The sequence below is a fragment of the Gordonia sp. NPDC057258 genome, from assembly GCF_042668985.1.
Lineage (GTDB): Bacteria > Actinomycetota > Actinomycetes > Mycobacteriales > Mycobacteriaceae > Gordonia > Gordonia hongkongensis.
This window is the reverse complement of record NZ_JBHUXZ010000001.1, coordinates 281,450-301,629: the sequence shown is the minus strand read 5'-3', so window position 1 is coordinate 301,629 and position 20,180 is coordinate 281,450. Positions and strand designations below refer to the sequence as shown.

At 67.1% G+C, this 20,180-nt stretch carries 18 protein-coding genes; 12 read left to right on the top strand and 6 right to left on the bottom strand.

Translation table 11 applies throughout. The features are described 5' to 3' along the window. Positions 1 to 9 precede the first annotated feature (9 nt). The 12 genes from ACFUEJ_RS01370 to ACFUEJ_RS01315 all read left to right on the top strand — a co-directional run bounded on the left by ACFUEJ_RS01370 (position 10) and on the right by ACFUEJ_RS01315 (position 13,278). Positions 10 to 594: a dimethylamine monooxygenase subunit DmmA family protein gene (locus ACFUEJ_RS01370; RefSeq protein WP_159371727.1), complete on the top strand. Its 585-nt coding sequence runs from the start codon at positions 10 to 12 to the stop codon at positions 592 to 594. After that, positions 591 to 1,592 (top strand): PDR/VanB family oxidoreductase, encoded by a 1,002-nt coding sequence (locus ACFUEJ_RS01365; protein ID WP_159371726.1) that lies wholly within the window; start codon positions 591 to 593, stop codon positions 1,590 to 1,592. The genes ACFUEJ_RS01370 and ACFUEJ_RS01365 overlap by 4 nt, the downstream gene beginning before the upstream one ends. Further along, complete coding sequence (locus tag ACFUEJ_RS01360) at positions 1,589 to 3,121, top strand: DUF3445 domain-containing protein (protein ID WP_159371725.1); 1,533 nt, start codon at positions 1,589 to 1,591, stop codon at positions 3,119 to 3,121. Before ACFUEJ_RS01365 ends, ACFUEJ_RS01360 begins: the two co-directional genes overlap by 4 nt. Continuing rightward, the gene (locus tag ACFUEJ_RS01355) at positions 3,118 to 4,116 is read left to right on the top strand and encodes a PDR/VanB family oxidoreductase (protein ID WP_065631121.1); all 999 of its coding nucleotides are present in this window, start codon (positions 3,118 to 3,120) and stop codon (positions 4,114 to 4,116) included. The genes ACFUEJ_RS01360 and ACFUEJ_RS01355 overlap by 4 nt, the downstream gene beginning before the upstream one ends. After that, the gene (locus tag ACFUEJ_RS01350; protein ID WP_159371724.1) at positions 4,113 to 5,123 is read left to right on the top strand and encodes a DUF3445 domain-containing protein; all 1,011 of its coding nucleotides are present in this window, start codon (positions 4,113 to 4,115) and stop codon (positions 5,121 to 5,123) included. The genes ACFUEJ_RS01355 and ACFUEJ_RS01350 overlap by 4 nt, the downstream gene beginning before the upstream one ends. Positions 5,124 to 5,179: 56 nt before the next feature. Next, on the top strand, positions 5,180 to 6,550 hold the full coding sequence (locus tag ACFUEJ_RS01345; protein WP_065631120.1) for an ammonium transporter: 1,371 nt from the start codon (positions 5,180 to 5,182) through the stop codon (positions 6,548 to 6,550). Between the two features lie 226 nt (positions 6,551 to 6,776). Beyond that, entirely contained in the window at positions 6,777 to 8,135 is a 1,359-nt protein-coding gene (glnT, locus tag ACFUEJ_RS01340; protein WP_388027091.1) for a type III glutamate--ammonia ligase, read from the top strand. A 64-nt stretch (positions 8,136 to 8,199) separates the two neighbouring features. Beyond that, positions 8,200 to 9,096 (top strand): glutamine amidotransferase, encoded by an 897-nt coding sequence (locus ACFUEJ_RS01335; protein WP_159371723.1) that lies wholly within the window; start codon positions 8,200 to 8,202, stop codon positions 9,094 to 9,096. After that, a complete protein-coding gene (locus ACFUEJ_RS01330) occupies positions 9,084 to 9,842 on the top strand; it encodes a protein glxC (RefSeq protein WP_159371722.1) in 759 nt (252 codons plus the stop codon). The genes ACFUEJ_RS01335 and ACFUEJ_RS01330 overlap by 13 nt, the downstream gene beginning before the upstream one ends. Positions 9,843 to 10,017: 175 nt before the next feature. After that, positions 10,018 to 11,349 carry an FMN-binding glutamate synthase family protein gene (locus ACFUEJ_RS01325; protein WP_159371721.1) on the top strand — a complete coding sequence of 444 codons (1,332 nt, stop codon included), beginning with the start codon at positions 10,018 to 10,020 and terminating at the stop codon, positions 11,347 to 11,349. Continuing rightward, positions 11,346 to 12,536, top strand: coding sequence for an FAD-binding oxidoreductase (locus tag ACFUEJ_RS01320; protein ID WP_159371720.1), 1,191 nt, complete (start codon positions 11,346 to 11,348; stop codon positions 12,534 to 12,536). Before ACFUEJ_RS01325 ends, ACFUEJ_RS01320 begins: the two co-directional genes overlap by 4 nt. A gap of 94 nt (positions 12,537 to 12,630) precedes the next feature. Beyond that, positions 12,631 to 13,278, top strand: a complete 648-nt coding sequence (locus ACFUEJ_RS01315) for a helix-turn-helix domain-containing protein (protein WP_374193967.1) — start codon at positions 12,631 to 12,633, stop codon at positions 13,276 to 13,278. A 9-nt stretch (positions 13,279 to 13,287) separates the two neighbouring features. Here ACFUEJ_RS01315 and ACFUEJ_RS01310 read toward each other — a convergent pair whose 3' ends face one another. From ACFUEJ_RS01310 to ACFUEJ_RS01285, 6 genes are all read right to left on the bottom strand, one after another. Further along, entirely contained in the window at positions 13,288 to 13,974 is a 687-nt protein-coding gene (locus ACFUEJ_RS01310) for an EthD domain-containing protein (protein ID WP_159371718.1), read from the bottom strand. A 250-nt stretch (positions 13,975 to 14,224) separates the two neighbouring features. Beyond that, on the bottom strand, positions 14,225 to 15,463 hold the full coding sequence (locus tag ACFUEJ_RS01305; RefSeq protein WP_388027086.1) for an IS110 family transposase: 1,239 nt from the start codon (positions 15,461 to 15,463) through the stop codon (positions 14,225 to 14,227). A 514-nt stretch (positions 15,464 to 15,977) separates the two neighbouring features. Continuing rightward, a complete protein-coding gene (locus tag ACFUEJ_RS01300; protein ID WP_068972103.1) occupies positions 15,978 to 17,264 on the bottom strand; it encodes an MFS transporter in 1,287 nt (428 codons plus the stop codon). A gap of 57 nt (positions 17,265 to 17,321) precedes the next feature. Further along, a complete protein-coding gene (locus tag ACFUEJ_RS01295; RefSeq protein ID WP_247450673.1) occupies positions 17,322 to 17,795 on the bottom strand; it encodes a MarR family winged helix-turn-helix transcriptional regulator in 474 nt (157 codons plus the stop codon). A gap of 91 nt (positions 17,796 to 17,886) precedes the next feature. Further along, entirely contained in the window at positions 17,887 to 18,516 is a 630-nt protein-coding gene (locus tag ACFUEJ_RS01290; protein ID WP_247450672.1) for a TetR/AcrR family transcriptional regulator, read from the bottom strand. A gap of 130 nt (positions 18,517 to 18,646) precedes the next feature. Continuing rightward, a complete protein-coding gene (locus tag ACFUEJ_RS01285) occupies positions 18,647 to 20,176 on the bottom strand; it encodes a long-chain fatty acid--CoA ligase (RefSeq protein ID WP_159371713.1) in 1,530 nt (509 codons plus the stop codon). Positions 20,177 to 20,180: the final 4 nt, after the last annotated feature.

The following is a 20,180-nucleotide window of genomic DNA, read 5'->3' as shown; positions in this document are numbered from 1 at the left end:
GTCGCTGCCATGTCGCAGATCGACTTCTCCAGCGTGCCGACGTGGGCACGTCCCGGCGTACCGATCGAGGCGACGACGCCCCCACCGACCGGCAACTCGTACGTGCTGGTCGGTGTCGGGGATGTCGCCGAGACCCTGGCTCGCTGGGAGTCATCACTACCTCCGCGTGCCACCACACGTATCCACGGGGATACCGACTCGGTCGCCGCCCAGCTCGGCAGCACCCTCGCCGAAGCCGTTGTCGGCGTGCGAGTCTGGATAGCAGCGGAGCCGGGATCGGCACTGACACTGCGCGCGGTCGCGCTCGGTGCCGGACTCGAGGACGACGAGATCGCCGTCGTCCCGGTGACTTCCGCGCCGCAGTCGGTCGTGCAGATCTTCTGCGCACACTGCCGATCGGTCACCCGCGCGGCCGCGGCCGTCGATGACATCGTCGGGTGCGTCGGTTGCCGTCGCGACCTGCTCGTGTACCACCACGTCTCGCGTCGAACCGGACAATATCTGGGTTTCATGGCCGACGCCGAGACCGCCCAGTCGGCCTGTCCGGGAACCGGACCAGGCGAGGTACCCACCCTCACGAAGGATCCCTCATGAACACCGGAGTGGCCGACATGAGCAGCCCCGAGTCCGTCGTGCGTCCCGGAGCCGGCGCGACGACGCTGGAACTCGTCGTCACGGCTGTCGACGCCCCCGCCCGAGACATCCGCGCGATCACCTTTTCCGACCCCGGCGGCAACGTGCTGCCCGGTTACATCCCGGGCAGTCACGTCGTCGTGCACGGGGGTGCCTTCACCAACGCCTACAGCCTGACCGGCGACGGCGCGCATCCGTTGCACTACTCGATCTCGGTGCTCCGACTCGATGACGGCAAGGGCGGATCGCGTTGGTTGCACGACGAACTCGAGGTCGGCGCAACGGTGTCGGTGGGGTTGCCGCGCAGCGCGTTCGCTCCGGTCGCCCGGGCGCGTAAACATCTCCTGATCGCCGGCGGGATCGGGATCACGCCGATGATGTCCCACCTTCGGTCGGCGGCTCGCTGGCGCCGGGATGTGCAACTGCTGTATGTCTTCCGTGATTCGGCGGCCGCCCACCTCGACGAGGTCACCGCACTCGCCGGACCCCGTGCCGAACTGTTCACCGACCGGCACTCTTTCGCCGATCGCCTCGCACAGACCCTGCGTACCCAGCCGATCGGTACCCACCTGTACGTATGCGGTCCGGCGGCGATGATCGACGCGGTCACTGCTGCGGCGGTGGACGCCGGTTGGCCGGAATCGCGGATTCATCTCGAGCGGTTCGGGATCGACGCTCTCGACGCCGGCGACCCCTTCCGTGTGGAGCTGACCGCTTCCGGGCGGACGGTCGATGTACCGGCGGGGACGAGCATGCTCGAGGCTCTCGAGAACGAGGGCATCGTCGTGCCGAATCTCTGCCGGCAAGGCGTGTGCGGTGAGTGCCGCATCCCGCTCGCCGGCGGTATCCCGGTCCACCGCGATCTCTACCTCACCCCCGAGGAGAAGGACGCGGGCAACGCCATCATGCCGTGCGTCTCGCGCGCTGCGGCCGCCAGCACCCTGGAGGTTCCCCTGTGACAGACACTCTCGGCCCGGGCGGAGCGACGACGACGGTCGCGCCAGATCTCCTCGCGGGCTTCCCGTTCCCGTTCCCCGAGGACCGCTATCGTTACAGCACGAATGTCGAGCCGGCCCGGACCCCGGTGACCACGGCGGCGGGCGAGTGGGGGACGTCGGTTGTCGACATCGATTCGGAGTACCGCACCGAGATCGATCAGCGCGCGGTGATCCTGGCCGCCGATCCCACCCGCCATGCTGTGTTGCCGCACATGGTCCCGGCCGCGTGGGACGCGATGTTGACCGTCATGGGTGAGCTCGCCGCGACCTGTCCCGAGTTCCGGCTCGCGTCGACCGGACCCGACACCTGGTTGTGGCACAACGAAATCCTCGGGATCGAGCAACACTTCCGATACGGTGACCCGGCGTCACTTCCCGAGGAACCGTTGCGCTACATCAGCTCTCAGGTCCAGGAGGACATCGCCCTTCTGGATCAGCGCAATGGGCAACTCCACGTCGATGCCGGGGTCGTCACCTTCGCCGCCGATTGGAGTTTCGGGTTCGACGTCGGGATGAGCTTCCTCGAGATCCACGGACCGGTGCCGCGCATCCACCCCGAAGGCGTCATCACCCGTGCGCACGAGTTCCTCAAGCGCCTCCAACCTCATCAGCCGTATCGACGAACCAACTGGACGTTGACGATCGACCGCAGGCTCGACGTCTCGACCGAGATCTATCACAAGTGGGGACCGGACCGGGAGGTCATCCAACAGGTCCCCGACGACGAGTTCGGCAGGCGGGTACACCTCCGCGTCGAAGTGCAACACCTCATCCGGCTGCCGGATTCGGGTGCGGTCATGTTCCTCATCCGGACGTACATGCTTCCGCTCGAGCAACTCGCCACCGTCGAGGTCTGGCGCCGACGCACCGCGGAGGTGTTGGCCGAATTGCCCGGTGACATGGCCGATTACAAGGGCATCATCAAGTTCCGGGATCGTGCGGCGCAGTGGCTGCGCGCGGCCGCACCGGCGACGCCGGAGACCACCGGGGCCGGCATGCCGCGGTGGCCCGCCTCGCCCCCGGCCGTCGACACCACCGGGGCGGCGTTCCTCGTGGTGGCGATCGGCGACGATCCGGCAGCCGCGCACGTGTCACGGAACTGGGTGGCGGCCGCCGAGGCAGCCGGAGGGACGCGGTTGGTGGTCCTGGACTCACTGGGCGACGCGGTCGACAGATCGGCGTTGCAGTCTGCTCTGGACGAGTGCCGCACCGGTACCCGAGTCCTGGTCACCGGCGGGCAGTACGACGTCATGACGGCACTCGCCATGGCGCGTAACGCGGGGGCGGTGGCGGCCGAACTGTCGTGCTATGTCACGCACACCCGCGACCTACCGCTCTACTGCGCGCATTGCCGCGAGACCTTTCGCGCCGAGGCCGTTGTCGGCGGCGTCGTCGCGTGCCCCGGTTGCGCTCGGGATCTCGAGGTGCACGAACACCATTCACCGGTGATGGGCAGCTTCCTGGCCTCTGCGGTCGGCGGCGACGAATGACCGCGGTCGCCGTAGGGCAGTACCCGGCCCACCTTCATCCGGCCTATGCCACCGGTCCGCGACCGATGCGTGTCATGTCCGTGCGACAACTCACCGACGAGGTCACGCATTTCCGGTTCGGCCCCGTCGACGACGCCCACGCGGTCCTGACCGCGTACCAGCCGGGCAGCCATCTCATCATCTCGGCCGGCGGACAGCGGAATGCCTACTCGCTCGTCGACGACGGGATGTACCCGACCAGCTACGGCATCTCGGTGTTGCGACGTGGTGCGGGCGGTGGTTCGGATTGGTTGCACGACAACCTCGTCGTCGATGCCGTCATCGAGATCGAGGGTCCGCGTTCGATGTTCCCGCCGGTGCTCGATCAGCGCGGCGCATTGCTGATCGCGGGCGGAATCGGGGTCACGCCGGTGCTGTCGCACGCCCGTGCCCTCGCTCGGGACGGGCGTCGGGCCGACATCGTCTACTCCTATCGGCGTGGATGCGGTGCGCACACCGAGGACCTGCGGGCGCTCGCCATGCAACCCTCCGTGACGCTGCACGAGGTGTCCGGGGCCGCGGCCACCATGCGGGTGATCGCTGAGCGATTGCGGGCGCAGCCGCTCGGAACGCACGCCTATGCCTGTGGTCCCACGTCACTCCTGGAGGCGTACACGCGGCTCGCGGAGGACGCCGGATGGCCCAGCGCGCGAGTACATCTCGAACGTTTCACCGCCCCCGAACAGGATCCCGGCGATCCCTTCACCGTGACGGTGGCGTCTTCGGGCCTCCGCATCGACGTGCCACCGGGTGTGTCGCTGCTGCAGCGGTTGCTCGACAACGGCGTCCCGGTGCCGAGTCTGTGCCGCCAAGGCGTGTGCGGCGAATGCCGAATCCCGGTGCGAAGCGGCCGAATCGAGCACCGCGACTTCGTACTGACCGACGACGAGAAGACCGTGGGCGACGCCATGCTGTGTTGTGTCTCGCGCGGTCAGGACATCGAGGTGGACCTGTGAGCATCGAATCGTTCCCGACCCGTCGGGTCGACCACCTGACGAACCTGCCGTGGCCGTTTCCGGACGAAATGGAGGAGTTCTCCTACAGCGTGAACGTCGAACCGGCACGCATCCCGCGTCCGACCCGGGCCGGCGAATGGGGCAGGCACCTCGTCGATCTCGGCGGCGCCGAGTATCCGGAGATCATGGCCGAGCGACGGCGGATCCTCGACGCCGATCCGACACGCGTCCGTGTGCGCCCGGGGATGGAACTGGCCTCCTGGGATCTGCTGTTGTACTACCTGCGCGATCTCGGTCACGCCTACCCCGCGGCGATGGAGCTCACCGAACACGGTGACGGTCGATTCCGTTGGTGCAACCGGCTTCTGGGTACGGATCAGGAGTTCGTCCTGGGTGATCCGGCCACCCTTCCCTACGGCCCCATGGAATTCCTGGCGCGTGAGGTACCCGACGACCTGCTGCTCGTCACCGAACGCGACGGGCACCTGTACTTCGACGCCGGCGTGGTCACCTTCGCCGCCGCGTGGTCGGTGTCCTTCGACGTCGGGATGGACATGTACGAGATCCACGCGCCCGTTCCCCGCATGCTCCGCGAAGGCATCGTCGCCCGCGCCGAACAGTTCCTGCGGAGGCTACCCGCAGACCAGGTGTACCGCAGGGTGAACTGGACGCTGTCGGCGTCGGACTCCCACAAACTCGACGTCAGCCTCGAGGAGCTGCCGGAGTGGGCGGCCGACGTCGCGGGCATGATCGCCGACGGCGATTTCGGTCGCGCGCGACTGCGCATCGAGCTGGAACACTTCGTCCGGTTGCCGATGTCGGGTGCGGTGACGTTCAATATCCGGACATTCATGGCCTCGCTCGAGGACGTGAAGCGCATACCCGAGTGGGCCGGTCAATTGGCGACCGTCATCGAGACGCTCGGCGAGGACATCGCCGCCTACAAGGGTTTTCTCGACTATCGCGACAACGTCGTCGCATACCTCCGCGGTCAAAGTCGCCCGTGAGCCCTGGTCCCGTAACACCCGACTTCTCGTAGAGTCCCAGAACCGAAAGATCGCTCATGGAACCCATACTCGCCGCCAATGCCGACCTGGCATGGATGCTGGCGGCCTTCGTCTTCGTCCTGCTGATGTTCCCGGGCCTGGCCTTCTTCTACGGAGGCATGGTCGGATCGAAGAACGTCCTCAACATCATGACGATGGTCATGTCCACCCTGGCGATCACGGCGGTCCTGTACGTCGTGATCGGGCACGGCCTGGTGTCCGGTCCGTCGGTGGGCGGGTGGGGCCTCATCGGCAACCCGACCGACTACATCGGCCTGACCAACTGGCTCACCGACGACGCTTCCGGCGCCACCCAGACGCTCTACTTCGCAGCCTGGTTCATCCTGTTCGCGGCCATCACGATCGCGATCGTCGCCAGCGGCGCGGCGGGCCGGATGAAGTTCTCGGCGTGGCTGGTCTTCGCGCCGATCTGGCTCATCGTGGTGTACTTCCCGGTCGCCCACTGGGTCTTCGCGGCCGACGTCGACGACAACTACAGCGGCGGGTTCCTGCTGAACGACCTCGAGATCGTCGACTACGCAGGCGGCACCGCCGTCCACATGAATGCCGGTGTCGCGGCCCTTGCCCTCGCGGTGGTGCTCGGTGCGCGCAAGCGGCGGATGGAGCGCCCGCACAACGTGCCGATGACGATCATGGGCGGCGGCATCCTGTTCTTCGGCTGGTTCGGGTTCAACGGCAGTTGCGCGCTCGGCGCCAACTTCCTCGCGCAGGCCGTCATCCTGAACACCCTGCTGGCCGGTTCGGCGGGCATGATCGGGTTCGCGATCATCGAGAAGTGGCGCGAGGGGCACGTCACCTCGCTCGGCATGATCACCGGCACCGTCGCGGGCCTCGTCGGGATCACCCCGGCGGCCAGCAGCATGGCACCGCTCGGTGCGCTGCTCGTGGGCATCTTCGCCGCGGCGGTCGTGGCGTTCCTGCTGAGCTTCAAGAGCAAGCTCAAGATCGACGAGACGCTGGATGCCTTCGCCGTGCACGGCATCGGCGGGATCGTCGGAACCATCTGCATCGTGCTCTTCGCCACCGAGGCCGCGCCGGCCGGTGTCCAGGGGATCTTGTTCGGCGGTCCGGTGGACATCGTCTGGCGTGAGCTCGCCGGCATCGTCATCACCTGCACGTACTCGTTCGTGATGACCTGGCTGATCGCCAAGGGACTCGACAAGCTCATCGGCATGCGCGTCGACGAGGAGACCGAGATGGTCGGCCTCGACACCGCGGTCCACGCGGAGACGGCGTACGAGATCCCCGCCGCCTCGGTCGGTCACGCCGGCGGACTCGCGACCATGTCGCCGGCCCGTGCCGCGGACAAGGTGGAGGAGGCGATGCCGCCGTCGACTCCGGCCTCGGCGCCACCGGCCGGGGTCTGATCCATACCGGTCATCGGTTGGCAACTGCTCGGGGGTTCACCGTTCGACGGTGGGCCCCCGAGCGCTGTGCGTCCGAGGACGTGGAAAACGTTGCCGGACAGATTGACACCCACCGCTCACGGAGTCGAAACAGGGACGAAACATCCACCGGGTCTACTAATAGTAGACAATGGTTCACGCTAGTAGACATGCGGAACGAAAGCCCATAGAGTCGACCCCGGAGCACATGATGACAACCACCGAGACAACGACCGGCGAACTCGCCGATCTCTGCGCGACGCACGGCACCAAGTTCATCCTCGCGATGTTCGTCGACCTCCGCGGCAAGCCCTGCGCCAAACTGGTGCCGGTGGAAGCGGTGGACGAATTGGCCACCGAGGGCGTAGGTTTCGCCGGATATGCGGTCGGCGCGATCGGCCAGGAGCCGAAGGATCCCGATCTCATCGCGATCCCCGATGTCCGGTCCTTCCTGCCCATCCCGTTCATCAAGGAGGGCCTCGCGGTCGTTCAGTGCGATCCCCATGTCGAGGGCAAGCCGTGGCCGTTCGCGCCCCGGAACATCCTCAAGGCGCTCATCGCGCAGACCGCGGACGCGGGTTTCGAGCCGTGGGTCGGGGCCGAGGTCGAGTACTTCCTCCTGAAACGGGCCGCCGACGGCTCGCTGGTGACCGCCGACGCCGCCGATGATTCCGACCAGCCGTGCTACGACGTCCGCGGTCTCACCCGGATGTACGACCACCTCACCACCGTGTCCACCGCGATGAACCAACTCGGCTGGAGCAACTACGCCAACGACCACGAGGACGGGAACGGCCAGTTCGAGCAGAACTTCGCCTACTCCGACGCGCTCACGACCGCCGACCGCGTCGTCACGCTCCGGTACCTGATCTCCGCCCTGGCTGCGGAGAAGGGCATGATCGCGACCTTCATGCCGAAACCCTTCGCAGAGCGCACCGGGTCGGGTCTGCACTTCCACCTGTCCCTCACGCAGGCGGGCGACCCGGTGTTCCCGCAGGTCACCGACGACGAGCGAGGACTGGGGTTGTCGGAGACGGCGTACGGGTTCATCGGCGGGATTCTGGAACACGCACCCGCGCTCCAAGCCGTGATCGCACCGACGGTCAACTCCTACAAGCGAACCGGTGCGACGGCGACGCGCTCGGGTGCGTCCTGGGCCCCGCGGCGGGCCACCTATGGCGGCAACGACCGCACCCACTACATCCGGGTGCCCGACGAGCAGCGCGTGGAGCTCCGTGGCGGTGACGGGTCGGCGAATCCGTACCTGGCCGTCGCCGCGCTGCTCGGTGCGGGACTCGACGGCATCAAGCGGAGTCTGGACCCGGGCGCCGTCGGCAACTGCCCCGGCCACATCGCCGAACTCCCGCTCACCCTCCTGCACGCGGTGGAGGCGCTGGAGGCCGACGGGGTCGTCGCCGGCACGCTCGACGCCGCGCTTCCCGAGGACTGGCCCGAGGACGAGCAGCGGGTCTCGGCATACTTCGCCGGACTCAAACGCGACGAGTTCTTCGACTGGCACGCGGCGGTCACGCCGTGGGAGGTCGACAAGTACCTGACGGCGTTCTGACCGTCCTTCCCCCAGAACACAAGACCTCTCAACGAGATTCATCGATCGACGTAAGGAACTGATCATGTGCGGAATCGTCGGGCTGCACCTGCGCAACCCTGACCTTCACCCCCGGTTGGGCGAGATGCTCGCCGGGATGCTCGGCGAGATGCAAGACCGTGGCGCGGATTCGGCGGGTATCGCCGTCTACGGCAACCCCACGTGGGCACCGTCCGGACACGGCTGCATCTCCCTCCTCGAACTCGACGTTCTCCCCGACGAGGTGTCCACGACGCTGAGCGCGGCCCTCGGGGTGCCGGTCGCGGCACAGACGATCGACGTGACGCTGGTGGCCTCCGCCCCGGCGCCGGCCGACGAGCTTCTGGCCGCCGCCCGGGCCGCATACCCGCAGGCCCTGGTGGCCGGTTTCGGGTCGGACCTGACCGTCCTCAAGGGCGTCGGCGCACCCCGTGACCTGACCGAATCCTGGGGCCTGGCCGCGGCGTCGGGATGGCAGGGCGTCGGGCACACCCGGATGGCGACCGAATCGGCGGTCACCTCCTCGGGCGCACATCCGTTTGCGGTCGGCCCCGAACAGTGCCTGGTCCACAACGGTTCGTTTGCGAATCACGCGACCATCCGGCGTGAACTGCGCGCTGCCGGAGTGGAATTCGACAGTGAGAACGACACGGAGGTCGGGGCGCGCTTCGTCGCACACCAGCTTGCGGCGGGCAAGGACGTGGAAACAGCACTGAAAGAGGTCTGCGCGAACTTCGACGGTTTCTACACGTTGCTGGTGTCGAATCGCGATTCGTTCGCGGTGGTGCGCGACGCCATCGCATGCAAACCGGCCGTGATCGCCGAGACCGACGACTGGGTGGCCATGGCGAGTGAGTACCGCGCACTGGCCAAACTGCCCGGCGTGGAGAACGCCCGCATCTGGGAGCCCGAGCCGGAGGTCGTCTACGCATGGACTCGATGACCGCCGAGTTTCCCTCCACCCCTACCGTTCCCGCCTCGAACGACACGGCGAAAGCTGAGACGATGAACCCCAATCACACCTTCGACCTCGCCGAAACCCCGTTGCGCGAGATCAACTCGATGCTGCACGGGGACATCTCCGGCGAGATCGTCATCGACAACCCGGCCGGAGCCCACAGCGTCGCCGCGGGAGTCAACCTGCCGGTGAAGATCACGATCAACGGCCACGTCGGCTACTACGCCGCGGGCATGAACCAGCAGGCCGAGGTCACGATCAACGGCAACGCCGGCACCGGCGTCGCCGAGAACATGATGAGCGGCAGCGTGATCGTGAAGGGCAACGCTTCCCAGTCGGCCGGCGCCACCGCCCACGGCGGGCTCCTCGTCGTCGAGGGTGACGCCGCGGCGCGCTGCGGTATCTCGATGAAGGGCGTCGACATCGTCGTTGGCGGGAACGTCGGCCACAACAGCGCTTTCATGGCGCAGGCGGGCCGCCTGGTCGTCCGCGGGGACGCCGGTGACGGTCTCGGGGACTCGATCTACGAGACCCGCATCTACGTGCGCGGCGAGGTCGCCTCGCTGGGTGCCGATTGCATCGCCAAACCGATGCGCGCCGAGCACCTCGAGGAACTGGCCGGGTTGCTCAAGGCCGCCGGTTTCGGCGACGACGACCCCCGCGACTACACCCGCTACGGCTCCGCCCGCGAGCTCTACCACTTCAAGGTCGACAACACCTCCGCGTACTGACCCTCCTCCGCTCCCTGAGGAGCGCCCGGAGCTTGCGGAGGCGCAACCCCTGCTCCCTGAGGTGCGAGGAGCGATAGCGCGGCCGACCACCTGCTCCCTGAGGTGCGAGGAGCGTTAGCGACGAGCCACGAAGGGCCGCAACGCCGCACGACCACACGACGAAAGAGAACTACCGATGACCAACAACCTGAGCATCGAACAGCGCGGCCTGCGCGAGTCGGCCACGTTCGACCGCACCACCATCGCCGCGATCCAGCGCGCGGCCGAGACCGGCATCTACGACATCCGTGGCTGGGGCGCCAAGCGCAAGCTGCCGCACTTCGACGATCTGCTGTTCCTCGGCGCATCGATGTCCCGGTACCCCCTCGAGGGTTATCGCGAGCGCTGCGACACCGACGTCGTCCTCGGCTCGCGAAATGCGAAGTACCCGTTGCATCTCTCCACCCCGGTGACGATCGCCGGGATGAGCTTCGGCGCGCTGTCGGCCGGGGCGAAGGAAGCGCTGGGGCGCGGCGCCTCGGAGGTCGGTACCTCCACCACCACCGGTGACGGCGGGATGACGCCCGAAGAGCGGGGTCAGTCCAAACACCTCGTCTACCAATATCTCCCGTCGCGATACGGGATGAACCCCGACGACCTGCGCAAGGCCGACGCGATCGAGATCGTGCTCGGCCAGGGTGCCAAACCGGGCGGCGGGGGAATGCTGCTGGGACAGAAGATCTCCGAGCGTGTGGCGGGCATGCGTACCCTGCCGCAGGGAATCGACCAGCGCAGCGCGTGCCGTCACCCCGACTGGACCGGACCGGACGACCTGGCGATCAAGATCAACGAGTTGCGCGAGATCACCGACTGGGAGAAGCCGATCTATGTGAAGGTCGGCGCCACCCGCACGTATTACGACGTGAAACTCGCGGTGCATTCCGGCGCCGACGTCGTCGTGGTCGACGGGATGCAGGGCGGAACTGCGGCGACCCAGGACGTCTTCATCGAGCACGTCGGCATCCCGACCCTCGCCGCCATCCCGCAGGCGGTGCAGGCCCTGCAGGAGTTGGGTGTTCACCGAGAGGTCCAACTCATCGTGTCGGGCGGAATCCGCAACGGCGCCGATGTCGCCAAGGCGATGGCCCTCGGTGCCGACGCCGTCGCCATCGGCACCGCAGCGCTGATCGCGTTGGGCGACAACGATCCCCGATACGCCGCGGAGTACGAGGCGCTGGGATCGGCCGCCGGTTTCTACGACGACTTCCAGGACGGGCGCGATCCCGCGGGCATCAGCACGCAGGACCCGGAACTCTCGGCGCGTTTCGACCCAGTCCTCGGCGGAAAGCGCCTGGCGAACTTCTTGCGCGTGATGACGATGGAGGCCCAGACGATCGCCCGTGCGTGCGGCAAAGCGCACCTGCAGCATCTGGAGCCCGAAGATCTCGTCGCCATCTCGATCGAGGCGTCGGCGATGGCCCGCGTTCCGCTCGCCGGGACGAGTTGGATTCCGGGGGCGGGCCTGTGAGCACCGAGACCGCCTCGGTCGTCATCGTCGGTGGCGGCCTCGAGGGCGTGGCGGCCGCCTGGGCCTTGGGACAACGCGGCATCACCGATGTGATCGTCTGCGAGCGGGACACCGTCGGCGGCGGGATGACGGGCAAGTCTTCGGGAATCGTGCGGTGCCACTACGGCGTCGGTTCGCTGGCGGCGATGGCCGCGGTCGGACTCGAGGTCTTCGAGAAGGCGGAGGAGATCTTCGGCTCCGACATCGGATTCCGTCAGACCGGATATGTCGTCGGCGTCGGCGAGCCGAATGTCGAGAACATGCGCAAGAGCCTCGCGGCGCAACGTGCGGTCGGCGTGCAGACCGAGGAGATCGACGCCGCCGATGTCGCCGCGATGTGGCCCACCGCCGACCTCGAACCCTTCGCGGCCTTCGGTTGGGAAGAGCGCGGCGGCTACGGGGACGCGTATCAGACCGCGCAGGCCTTCGCGGCCTCGGCGCGGGCAACAGGAATCCGAATTCGTCAGGGCACCAACGTCACCGGACTGATCGTCGACGCCGACCGGGTGACGGGAGTCCGACTCGCGGACGGTTCGACGATCTCCGCGGACACCGTGGTCGTCGCCACCGGTGTCTGGTCCAAACCGTTCCTCGCGCCCTACGGGGTCGACATCCCGATCGAGGTGCACCGCGAACAGATCGTGATGATTCACCCCGGTGAGGACCTCGGCGAGGTGCCGGTCTTCTCCGACCTGGTGTCGCTGCAGTACGTCCGACCGGACGTCCGCGGCGAGATTCTGTTCGGCAACAGCGATCTCGCGGCGCTCGACATAGCGAATCCCGACGACTACCGGAACCGCGCGGACTCGGACTTCATCGACCTCACCGTCGACAAGGTCGGCACCCGGTTCCCCGGGTTCACCGATCCGGCGATCACCACGAGCTACGCCGGGTGTTACGACGTCACACCCGACTGGAATCCGATCATCTCCAGCGGACCACTGGACGGGCTCGTCCTGGCGGCCGGGTTCAGCGGCCATGGGTTCAAGATCTCGCCGGCGGTCGGCCGGTTGATCGCCGACCTCGTCGTCGACGGACGCAGCGCGGACCCGCGTATTCCGGAGTCGGACTTCCGGTTCACGCGGTTCGCCGAAGGCGACCTGCTGACGACGCGCTTCCCGTATGTGGGAGCCGGCGAGATGCGCTGACCGGGACGCCGGATGATCCGAGGCCGTGGCCGTCGACAGGGGTGGAATCGTGTGTCAACTGTCAGGAAACGTTGTTTCTCACTATGCTGGCGGCGTGACGGACGACCCATTGATCCGGAATCAGTCCGGCACCGCGCGAGAGAGACCTGTCGACCAGTCGGTCGAGGAGCTGGAGCTCGAGACGGCGATCGCGCACAACGTGCGTCGCCTGCGACGTCAGCAGGGACTGTCGGTGGGAGACATGGCCACTCGCGTCGGCATCTCCAAGGCGATGCTGTCGAAGATCGAGAACGCCCAGACCTCGTGCAGTCTCAGCACGCTCGCCCGCCTGGCCAACGGCTTCGACGTGTCGGTCACCTCGCTGTTCCGCGGCGCCGAGATGGAGCGGTCGGCGGTGTTCGTCAAGGCGGGCGAGGGCTCGGAGATCGTGCGCGAGGGGTCCCGGGAGGGTCACGAGTACGAGCTGCTCGGGTCGCTGCGCGGTGAGCACAAACGCCTGGAATGTCTCCTCGTCACCTTGACGGAGAAGTCGGTGACCCAGCCGTTGTTCCAGCATGCGGGAACCGAGTTCCTGTACGTCCTCGAGGGCGTGATGGACTACGCCCACAGTCGCTCGGTGTACCGGATGCATCCAGGCGACTCGCTACAGATCGACGGCGAGGGCGCGCATGGACCCGTCGAACTCGTCGAGCTGCCGGTGCGCTTCCTGTCGGTGATCGCGTTCCCGGATTCGGCCGTGTGACAGCCCCATTCAGGTTCGCGACCGGCTGAGGTCGAAGTCGTAGCGCGAGGTCGGCACCACGTCGAGGTGGCGGTCCGCGCCGAAGCGGGACACGCTCTCGAGCATCAGGGTCATCCGGCGCTCGAGTTCCAGCTGATCACCGCCGCTTCCGTAGAACGCGTGGATGTCGCTGACCGCCGCCATCGGGAACAGTTCCTCGACGATGGCCGCGACCGGCGGGATGTCCTCGGTCAACGGTCGTTCGACGATGTTCTGGACGTAACCGAACGTGGCCTGGGTGTCGATGGCGACCTGGGTGTGATCGTCCAACCAGCGGCGCAACCACTCGGCGTGGTCGAGTTCGTCGGGTCGCCGCAGGAACGCGACGTTGGACAGGGCGTCGATCCGCGTCCCGTCCGCGGGCAGGTCCGGATTGAGCGGCGCCCGCGCGGTGACCGCCCAGGCAGCGATCGGACCGTCGAGTTCGTCATCGACGACGGCAAGGACCGGGTCGGGGTCGGGCGCCCAGAAGGACAGCACCGCGACGATGGGCGGGTCGAGTTCGTCGATGCGCATGGCCCCGGAGACCGCGTCGTCGCTGAGGTTGACCTGCACGCGCGTTGCCCCCGCTGCCATACAGCGCTCGACGAGATCGTCGGCGTCGGTGCGGCTCGGCCCGCCGCCCCGGATGGCGACGATCACCTTGGAACTCGTCATCCCGCGGACGGTACCGGTCGTTCCGCGCGCCGGTCGCCGATTCGCAGATCCATCCGCGCTTTTGCTCCCTGAGCTGTGGGGAGCGCAAGCGACAGCCCCCTGCTCCCTGAGCTGTGAGGAGCACAAGCGACAGCCCCCTGCTCCCTGAGCTGTGAGGAGCGCAAGCGACAGCCCCCTGCTCCCTGAGCTGTGAGGAGCGCAAGCGACAGCCCCCTGCTCCCTAATCCGAAGAGTTAGGTGAGGTGGCTGCTCAGGCCGCTCCGTGGGGTGTGATGGTGACGTCGTATCCGAGTTTGTGTAGGTCGTAGATGGCGCGGTTCTTGGTGCGTTCGGGGTGGCGTTGCTGGTGGTAGTCGGGGCCGGGTTCGTCGTAGACGACGTTGTCGGTGAGCATGATCCAGACCACGGTGAGCAGGGTGTGCTCGAGGGCGACGATCGCTTTGGGTTTGCCGCGAGAGCGGACCAGGCGCCGGTACTTGGCGTTGAGGAACGTGCCTTTGTGGCTGGCGATCGATAACGCTGTAGCCCCGAGAGCACCTTTGAGGTGACGGTTACCGGGGCGGGTTTTGACGTTTTTGACCCGTCCGGCGGATTGGTGCTGGCCGGGGCAGACTCCCGCCCACGAGGCCAAATGGCCTGGTGTGGGGAACTGGGCCATCTGGCCGCCGGTCTCGGCGATGATCACATCGGCGGTGGTGGTGGAGATACCCGGGATCGTGCAGATCAGGTCGCGTTTGGCTTGAAACGGCGCCATCACCTTCTCGATGCGCTCGGTCAACGCGTCGATCCGGGTGGTGTGTTCGGTGATGAAATCCAGATGCAACTCGACCAGGAACGCGTGGTGGTCGGTGAAGCGGCCCTGCAACGCCTGGGTCAACGCGGGGATTTTGCGGCGGAGTTGTTTCACCGACAACTCCGCCAACACGGCGGGATCGCGTTCACCCTTGACCAGCGACTGCAACATGAATCGCGACGAGACCCCGTTGATATCGGAGACCACCACCGACAGTTTGATGCCGGCGTCTTCGAGGACTTTCTCCAACCGTTGGATCTCGCGGCCGCGTTCGCGGGTGATCGCGGTGCGGGTGCGGGTCAGATCGCGTAACCGTCGGATCGGTTCGGGCGGCACGAATGAGGCACGCAACAGCCCGTGGGCGGCCAGCTGCGCCAGCCACGCCGCATCCGACACATCGGTTTTGCGGCCCGGGAGGTTCTTGGCGTCGTGGGCGTTGACCAGCATCACCTCGAACGGGGCGTCTTCGAGGAGGTAGTAGAACGGTTTCCAGTAGTCGCCGGTGGCTTCCATGACCACACACGTCACTTGCTCGGCGATCAGATGGTCCCGCAGCCGCAGAATGTCGCCGCTCATCGACGACCAGGTCGTGGTGTTCTGCACGGTCTTTCGGCCCGGACTAGCCAGGCGGACACAGACTTTCACATCCTTTTTGGAGACATCCATCCCGGCGCATCGGGGATGCAGCACTTCCATCTCGGTCTCCTTTCGAGTCCTCGGAAAGTGGGCTGCGGACGGGGCGAACAAAGTGCAGGAGTCTAATCCGCGTGCTCGTAGCAACAATCCACGATTCCCGTGGCAGGCCCCGCGCCTCACACTGAGGTACTGGCTCTTCGGCACAAGGGAGGAATTCAAGGTCACCGCATCCCACCCCTCCACTATCAACCCCCCACGCGCCGGTGACCAGCACGAACTCTTCGACCCCCACGACGGCCGCCAGGCCGCAGATACTGAGGTGCGAGGAGCGATAGCGACGAGCCACGAAGGGCCTGGTGAGACACGTTGCGTGGCCCTTCGTGGCTCGCTTCGCTCGCACCTCAGGGAGCATAGAATTCGGGCGCCCAGGAGTGTTCGCTCGGTGGTCCACGACGGCCGTCCGGCCGCTCCTCAGGGAGCGGAGGCGTCGCGCTCGTCGCACCTCGGGGAGCGGGAGGGGGCCGTGCTCCTTGCGCCTGTGCTCAGGGAGCGTGAAGCCGCGTGTGCGCGAACCTCAGAACTCCTCGGCGCCGATGAGAGCGGCATCGTCGGCGACCTTGTGGTCGTGGGCGACCTTGGCCAGCGATACCGCGCCGAGGGCGACGACGCAGTATCCGGTGGCGAACCACCACGGTGTCGCCTCCGAACCGGTCCACTTCGCGAGGTACGCGACGAGCACGGCCGCGATCGCGGCGCCCATCCAGCGGAGGAAGCTGAACCCGGCACTCGAGACCGAGCGCGGGGTGTCGCCGCCGACGGCCGACATCGCGACGTCGGTGAAGAGGGTGTTGAGCACGCCCGAGGGGAAGCCGGAGAGGATGACGGCCAGGCCGATCAGCCAGATCTGTCCGGTGAACGTGCCGATCCCGGCCAGCACCATGACAAGTCCGTATGTCGAGATGGCAACCATGACACCGGCCTTCTCACCGACGACCCGAGCGAGCAGCGGCGCGACGAAGACTCCGGCGACCGCGGTGAGTAGACCCCAGCCGAAGAAGACGAGTCCGGCGTAGATGGGTCGCAGGCCCATCGCGATCGGCGCCCAGGCGATCACGGTGAAGAGGGCGCCCGTGTAGAAGGCGGAACCGACGGACGTGACGAACAGGGTGCGGTTGCGCAGGACCTTGATCGGGTCGACGATCCGGACCCGCACTCGTTCGGACCGGGGGCCGTCGGCGGGAAGCATGAACGCGCACAGGATGGCTCCGGCCAGCATCAGCAGGGCGGTACCGGCAAACGGTGCGCGCCAAGTCCATTCACCGAGCGTCGCACCCAGGAGCGGTCCGACGGCCAGCCCGATGCCCAGGGCGGCCTCGTACATCATGATGGCGCTGTTGCGGTTGCCCACCGCCGATTGGACGATGAAAGCCAGTGCGGTGGCGAGGAACAGTGCGTTGCCGAGACCCCAGATCACCCGGTAGGCGATGAGCTGGTCGATGTTGTCGGCGAAGGCCGAGACGCCGGCTGCGACGACGATGAGTCCCAGCCCGACGGTGAGTGTGCGTCGCGGCCCGAAACGGTATGCGGCCCAACCGGTCAGCAGCATCGCGACGCACTGGACGCCGACGTAGACACCGAACAGGAGCGTGAGCTTCTCCGGTGGGGCGTTCAGCGCTTCGGCGATGCTGTGCAGGATCGGATCGACGAGGCCGATGCCCATGAAGGCGATGACGGCGGCGAAGGCGGTGATCCACACCGCGCGCGGTTGGGCGCGCAGAGAGGCGAGCATCGACGGTTCGGTTGCGGTGGTGTCGCGCGCCACCGCGGCGGTGTCGCCCGGGGTGTGTTCGGTGACGGTCATGAATTCCTCTGCCAGATCAGGCGGACGGCCGGCGGTGTCGAACCCCGACCGGGCCGCTCACGCACTCGCCGGGCGGGCGGGGTGCGATACCGGGTGATTGTCGAGATGGTCGCGCAGGGCCTGCAGGGCCGGTCCGGCCGCGGCGATGGCTTCGCGCTGCTGATCGTCGAGTGCGGCGAGCGCACCGGTCAGGATGACGTCCCGCTCCTCGCGGATCTGCCGCACGAGGGTGCGCCCGTGGTCGGTGAGGCCGACGAGCACGGCTCGGCGGTCGTCTGGATCAGGTCTGCGTTCGACCAGGTCGTGCTTGGTGAGTCCGTCGATCACCGACGTCGCTGTCGGCATGCGGATGGATTCGCGGGTGGCGAATACACCCATCCGCATCGGCCCGTGATCGGCGAGGACGCTCAGGGCAGACGTCTGCGCCGCGGTCAGCTCGACCGACGGTGCGCGACGACGAAGGGCCAGGTAGAGCCTGGTGATCGTCGGCCGCAGGGTCTGGGCGAGCTGGGCGGGGTCGGAAGCGGACACGTTTAGAGAGTCTAATACTTAGGGATTCGAAGTATTAGGGCGGAAGGCTGTGACGCTGCGCACGCATCTGCGACTCGACTCGTTCAGACGGTCAGTGGTGCCCCACGACTCCGAAGAAGGCGATCAGGTCCTCGCGGGCGGTCGCGACGCCGTCGGGCCGGCCGTCGATCTCGCTGAGCAGTCCGCGCTGGAAGATGCCGTCGAGCGCGATGTAGGCGACCGCCGGTGTCACCGCGGGCTGCGTCCCCGACAACTCGCAGAATCTCTCCACCACACGCCAGATCATCTCTTCGCGCCGGCGCTCGATCTCGATCACGTCCGCGCGGAAGGAGTCGTCGAACATGCTCTGGTTGCGCAGGTCGTACCAGAGCCGATGAATGGCTGCCTCGGAGTGCATGCCTGCGAAGAAGGTGTCGGCGAACTCGTCGCGCAACTGGTCCGCGGTCACCGCCTGGGCCACGACCTCGTCATAGCGGGTGACGCAGACGGCCTCGTACTGCCGGACCGCGTGGGCGATGAGGTCGAGCTTGTCGGTGAAGTAGTAGTGCAACACGCCGTGCGAGTACTCGGAGTTCTGCGCGATCTCGCGCAGGCTCGTCCGCGCGTACCCGAGTTCGGCCAGCGTCGTCAGAGTCGCCATGGCCAGCTCGTCGCGCTTGGCCTGGAACTTGTCTCGTGCGCGGGCCTCGATGCGGGCCTGTCGGTCGACGACCTGTGTCATCTCGCGGTCCTTGCCGGGGGATTCCCTTGCTCGGGGAGTGATGGAGTTCGAGACCCGAGTGTACCCACCCGGCCGAGTTCGACGCTTGTCGGCGCCGGCCGGGCGGGCACCGGGTGAGGCCTCGATCCGGTCAGCTGAATGCGCCCCGGACCTCGGTCTTCAGGATCTTGCCGATCTTGGACCGCGGCAGCTCGGTCCAGATCTCGATCTCCTTCGGCGCCTTGACGCTGCCGATCCGTTCCTTGACGAAGGCGATGAGCTCCTCGGTGTCGGCGTCGTGCCCCGCACGCAGTTCGACGGCGGCCGTCACGCGTTCGCCCCATTTGGGATCAGGCAGCCCGATGACGGCCGAGTCCTTCACCGCCGGATGGGCCAGCAACGCCTGTTCCACCTCGGCCGAGTACACGTTGAACCCGCCGGTGATGATCATGTCCTTGGCGCGGTCGACGACGAAGAGGTAGCCGTCGTCGTCGAGGTAGCCGATGTCGCCGGTGTGATGCCAGCCGTGCGCGCTCACTTCGGCGGTGGCCGTGGGGTTCTCGTGATACCCGTCCATCACGAGCGGTCCCCGGACGACGATCTCCCCGCGCTCGCCGCGACTCAGCAGCGACCCGTCCTCGGCCATGATCGCGACCGTGGTCAGCGGTGTCGGCCGCCCGGCCGATCCGAACCGCTCGGTGGCCATCGACCCGTCGTCATGGAAGTGCTCGGCGGGCGCGAGGGTGGCGATCATGTTCGGCGCCTCCGTCTGCCCGAACAACTGGCCGAGCACCGGTCCGATACGCGTCAGTGCTTCTTCCAGCCGCGTGGGCGACATCGGCGCCGCGCCGTACCACAGACATCGCAGCGAGCTCACATCCCGACTGTCGAGGTCGGGATGGTCGAGCACCCCGTAGATCACCGTCGGCGGGAGGAAGGCGTGGGTGATTCGATGCCGCTCGATCAGCGCCAGGAAGTCCCCGATGTCAGGTGCCGGCATGATCACGACCTCCCCGCCGAGGCTGAGGATGGGGAACGTCAGCACCCCCGCCGAGTGGGTCAGCGGGGCGAGCGCCAGGTACCGGGGGCGCTCACCGAACGGGTAGCTCATCAACGCCAGTGCCGTCGAGGTCATCATGTTGTCCTCGGTGAGTCGCACCCCCTTCGGTCGGCCGGTCGTCCCGCCGGTACCGGCGAGCATGCACAGACCGCCATCTGGTCGTCGGCGTTCGTCCGGCTCGGCCCGATGTTCGTCGAGCCAGCCGTCGAACGGCCTCGCCCAGTCGACGTCGCCGTCCAGACAGATCATCCGGTCCAATTGCGGGAGCTGATCTTTGATCTTCTCGATCAGGCCGGTGAACTTCGCCTGGAAGAACAGCAGCCGACACCCGAAGAGATCGAACAGCTGTCGGTTCTCCTCGGCCTCGTTGCGCGGATTGACCGGGCACCACACAGCACCCGCACGCGAGATGCCGAAGACGCATGTCAGGGCCAGCGGATCGTTGGCCGAGAGGACGGCGACCCGGTCACCGGCCTCGATCCCGTTGTGCTGCAATGCACCCGCGATGGCGGTGGACCGATCCTGGACCTCGCCGTAGGTCGAGGTGACCCCGCCGGCGGTGAGGCACGGCGCGTCGCGCCCCAGCGAGGCGCCCTTGTCGAGGTACTCCGAGAGTCGCATGTCG